Source organism: Arthrobacter sp. TmT3-37 (genome assembly GCF_054510835.1).
On the sequence record NZ_JBTNDU010000034.1, the window covers coordinates 1 to 1,469 of the forward strand.

The following is a 1,469-nucleotide window of genomic DNA, read 5'->3' on the forward strand; positions in this document are numbered from 1 at the left end:
CTGGTCGTCCTCATCCTTCTCGTCGGCGTCCCCGGAGCCCTCTACGGGCTGAACACCCTCGGACACCAACTCGAGCCACGCCCGGACGGTATCCCGACCGGGTTCTGGCCACGGTCCCTGGGCAACTTCACCGGCATCATGCCGTGGCGCTCCACCGAGATCACGCTGGCGATCATCGCCGGCGTTCTCCTGCTGGCACTGTTCGTGCTGTACATCGTGATGAGCATCCGCAAGGGCCGGAAAATCGTCAAGCACGACCGGGCCGCAGTGAGAATGGCGTCCCTGAAAGACGTCGCGCCTTTCACCGAGAAGCAGGTCAAGGCCAAGTCCGCCCGATTCGGCATGGAAGCCTCCGATGCCTCTCCGGGCGTGATGATCGGGCGGATGGTGCGCGGCGGGAACACGCTCTACGCCTCGTGGGAGGACACGCTCCTGCACATCTGGGGCACCCGTACCGGTAAGACCACGACGCAGGCCGCACCCTCGATCATCGAGGCCCCGGGTCCGGTGATCGCCACGTCGAACAAGCGAGACCTGTCCGACCTGACCCGTGACATCCGCGCCGAAAACGGCGACGTGTGGATCTTCGACCCGCAGGGCGTCGCGAATGAGAAGCCCATCTGGTGGTGGAACCCGCTCAGCTACGTCATCGACGCCGAACGCGCCGCGGAGATGGCGAACAACTTCGCCCTCGGCTCCCGGCCCGTCGGCGCGAAGGGCGGCGACGCCTACTTCGACAACGCAGGTAAGGACCTACTGGCCGGCTACCTGCTCGCTGCTGCGGTCAGTGGCCGCCCGATCAGTCAGGTTCATAGCTGGCTCTCCCACTCCGAGAACCAGGAAGCCGCAGGTCTTCTGTTCGACGCCGGATGGCGGAAGGAAGCCGACTCAATGGGAAGCACCATGTCCCTGCCCGACAAGCAGCGTGAAGGCGTCTACGGCACTGCCCGGCAGATGGCCACGTGCCTGAAAAACGAGAAGATCGCCGCATGGGTCAACCCCAGCGGCCCGAATGATTCGCGGCCGCAGTTCATCCCCGAGGACTTCATCAAGGGCAAGAACACCCTCTACGCGCTCTCCAAGGAAGGCGCCGGCACCGCAGGACCTCTGGTGACGTCCCTGACCGTGGCCACGGCCACCGCGGCGGAGGAGTACGCCGCCACTCAGCCGGGCGGCAGGCTCGCTGTTCCCATGCTGTGCGTCCTCGATGAGGCCGCGAACGTCTGCCGGTGGGAGAACCTGCCCGACCTCTACAGCCACTACGGCTCCCGAGGAATCGTGGTTTCTACCTTCCTCCAATCCTGGTCTCAAGGCGTCGACGTGTGGGGCGAGTCCGGGATGAAAAAGCTGTTCTCCACCGCCCACGTCTTCACCTACGGCGGCAACGTGAAGGAAGAGGGCTTCCTGAAGATGCTCTCCGACCTGATCGGCCAGTACCGGTACACGTCGGTATCGACGTCGAGGCAGAA

General features: G+C 64.7%; 1 protein-coding gene. It reads left to right on the plus strand.

Translation table 11 applies throughout. The annotated features are described in order from the left end of the window. Nucleotides 1–1,469: type IV secretory system conjugative DNA transfer family protein (locus ACX80U_RS19145; protein WP_459269542.1), on the plus strand; the 1,469-nt coding region annotated here is incomplete at both ends.